The sequence below is a fragment of the Lysinibacillus mangiferihumi genome (assembly GCF_003049665.1).
Lineage (GTDB): Bacteria > Bacillota > Bacilli > Bacillales_A > Planococcaceae > Lysinibacillus > Lysinibacillus mangiferihumi.
This window is the reverse complement of sequence record NZ_PYWM01000088.1, coordinates 1-1,690: the sequence shown is the minus strand read 5'-3', so window position 1 is coordinate 1,690 and position 1,690 is coordinate 1. Positions and strand designations below refer to the sequence as shown.

The 1,690-nt window shown below is 52.1% G+C and carries 18 tRNA genes; all 18 read left to right on the top strand.

Going from position 1 to position 1,690, the window contains the following annotated elements:
• Positions 1-3 precede the first annotated feature (3 nt).
• The 18 genes from C9J37_RS27590 to C9J37_RS27505 all read left to right on the top strand — a co-directional run bounded on the left by C9J37_RS27590 (position 4) and on the right by C9J37_RS27505 (position 1,681).
• Positions 4-79: transfer RNA gene (locus C9J37_RS27590), tRNA-Val, on the top strand.
• Positions 80-83: 4 nt separating this feature from the next.
• Positions 84-159 (top strand) — tRNA-Thr (locus C9J37_RS27585).
• 7 nt (positions 160-166) lie between these two features.
• Positions 167-242: transfer RNA gene (locus C9J37_RS27580), tRNA-Lys, on the top strand.
• Positions 243-265: 23 nt separating this feature from the next.
• Positions 266-350 (top strand) — tRNA-Leu (locus C9J37_RS27575).
• Between the two features lie 47 nt (positions 351-397).
• Positions 398-472: transfer RNA gene (locus tag C9J37_RS27570), tRNA-Gly, on the top strand.
• 4 nt (positions 473-476) lie between these two features.
• Positions 477-565, top strand: a tRNA-Leu gene (locus C9J37_RS27565).
• Positions 566-575: 10 nt separating this feature from the next.
• Positions 576-652, top strand: a tRNA-Arg gene (locus tag C9J37_RS27560).
• A 9-nt stretch (positions 653-661) separates the two neighbouring features.
• Positions 662-738: transfer RNA gene (locus C9J37_RS27555), tRNA-Pro, on the top strand.
• 23 nt (positions 739-761) lie between these two features.
• Positions 762-837, top strand: a tRNA-Ala gene (locus C9J37_RS27550).
• Between the two features lie 26 nt (positions 838-863).
• Positions 864-937 (top strand) — tRNA-Met (locus C9J37_RS27545).
• A gap of 7 nt (positions 938-944) precedes the next feature.
• Positions 945-1,021, top strand: a tRNA-Ile gene (locus C9J37_RS27540).
• Between the two features lie 16 nt (positions 1,022-1,037).
• A tRNA-Ser gene (locus C9J37_RS27535) sits at positions 1,038-1,130 on the top strand.
• A gap of 54 nt (positions 1,131-1,184) precedes the next feature.
• Positions 1,185-1,259: transfer RNA gene (locus C9J37_RS27530), tRNA-Met, on the top strand.
• Positions 1,260-1,262: 3 nt separating this feature from the next.
• Positions 1,263-1,338: transfer RNA gene (locus C9J37_RS27525), tRNA-Asp, on the top strand.
• A gap of 28 nt (positions 1,339-1,366) precedes the next feature.
• Positions 1,367-1,442: transfer RNA gene (locus tag C9J37_RS27520), tRNA-Phe, on the top strand.
• A gap of 5 nt (positions 1,443-1,447) precedes the next feature.
• Positions 1,448-1,521: transfer RNA gene (locus tag C9J37_RS27515), tRNA-Gly, on the top strand.
• 2 nt (positions 1,522-1,523) lie between these two features.
• Positions 1,524-1,600 (top strand) — tRNA-Ile (locus tag C9J37_RS27510).
• A gap of 4 nt (positions 1,601-1,604) precedes the next feature.
• Positions 1,605-1,681: transfer RNA gene (locus C9J37_RS27505), tRNA-Asn, on the top strand.
• The last annotated feature ends 9 nt before the right edge of the window (positions 1,682-1,690 follow it).

The window sequence follows — 1,690 nt, the reverse complement described above, 5'->3', positions numbered from 1 at the left end:
CCAGGAGGATTAGCTCAGCTGGGAGAGCATCTGCCTTACAAGCAGAGGGTCGGCGGTTCGAGCCCGTCATCCTCCACCATATTGCCGGTTTAGCTCAGCAGGTAGAGCAACTGACTTGTAATCAGTAGGTCGTGGGTTCGATTCCTATAGCCGGCACCATTTTTTTGAGCCATTAGCTCAGTTGGTAGAGCATCTGACTTTTAATCAGAGGGTCGAAGGTTCGAGTCCTTCATGGCTCACCATTTTTAATTACCAACAATAAGATGCGGGTGTGGCGGAATTGGCAGACGCACTAGACTTAGGATCTAGCGCCGCGAGGCGTGGGGGTTCGACTCCCTTCACCCGCACCATTTTATTTGAATTTGATAATTGCCAGGATAAATAATCTTATGCACATGCGGAAGTAGTTCAGTGGTAGAACACCACCTTGCCAAGGTGGGGGTCGCGAGTTCGAACCTCGTCTTCCGCTCCAATGTGCCGGGGTGGCGGAACTGGCAGACGCACAGGACTTAAAATCCTGCGGTAGGTGACTACCGTGCCGGTTCGATTCCGGCCCTCGGCACCATTTTTATCAAGCGCCCGTAGCTCAATTGGATAGAGCGTCTGACTACGGATCAGAAGGTTGTGGGTTCGACTCCTGCCGGGCGCGCCAATAAATGAACGGGAAGTAGCTCAGCTTGGTAGAGCACTTGGTTTGGGACCAAGGGGTCGCAGGTTCGAATCCTGTCTTCCCGACCATTTCCAAAAAACTTGTAATTTATGGGGCCTTAGCTCAGCTGGGAGAGCGCCTGCCTTGCACGCAGGAGGTCAGCGGTTCGATCCCGCTAGGCTCCACCATAATTTATAACCAGTATAAAGATCCTGGCGGCGTAGCTCAGCTGGCTAGAGCGTACGGTTCATACCCGTAAGGTCGGGGGTTCGATCCCCTCTGCCGCCATCTTAAAGGACCTTTAGCTCAGTTGGTTAGAGCAGACGGCTCATAACCGTCCGGTCGCAGGTTCGAGTCCTGCAAGGTCCACCATTTATATAATAGTAACGGAGGTATACCCAAGTCTGGCTGAAGGGATCGGTCTTGAAAACCGACAGGCGGGTAACACCGCGCGGGGGTTCGAATCCCTCTACCTCCTCCAGTTTTAATTTTAGTAAATGGTGTACAAAAAACTCGAAGTGAATAAACATATTATCGCGGGGTGGAGCAGTGGTAGCTCGTCGGGCTCATAACCCGAAGGTCGTTGGTTCAAATCCAGCCCCCGCAACCAAATGGTCCCGTGGTGTAGCGGTTAACATGCCTGCCTGTCACGCAGGAGATCGCCGGTTCGATCCCGGTCGGGACCGCCATTTTAAAATAGGTTCAGTAAAAGTATATGGGTCAGTAGCTCAGTTGGTAGAGCATTAGATTGAAGCTCTAAGTGTCGGCGGTTCGATTCCGTCCTGACCCACCATATACGCGGGTGTAGTTTAATGGTAAAACCTCAGCCTTCCAAGCTGATGTCGTGGGTTCGATTCCCATCACCCGCTCCAATGGGCCTATAGCTCAGCTGGTTAGAGCGCACGCCTGATAAGCGTGAGGTCGATGGTTCGAGTCCATTTAGGCCCACCATTATTCCGAAGTAGCTCAGTTGGTAGTAGCACCTGACTGTTAATCAGGTTGTCGCAGGTTCGAGTCCTGCCTTCGGAGCCATTTTTTTAT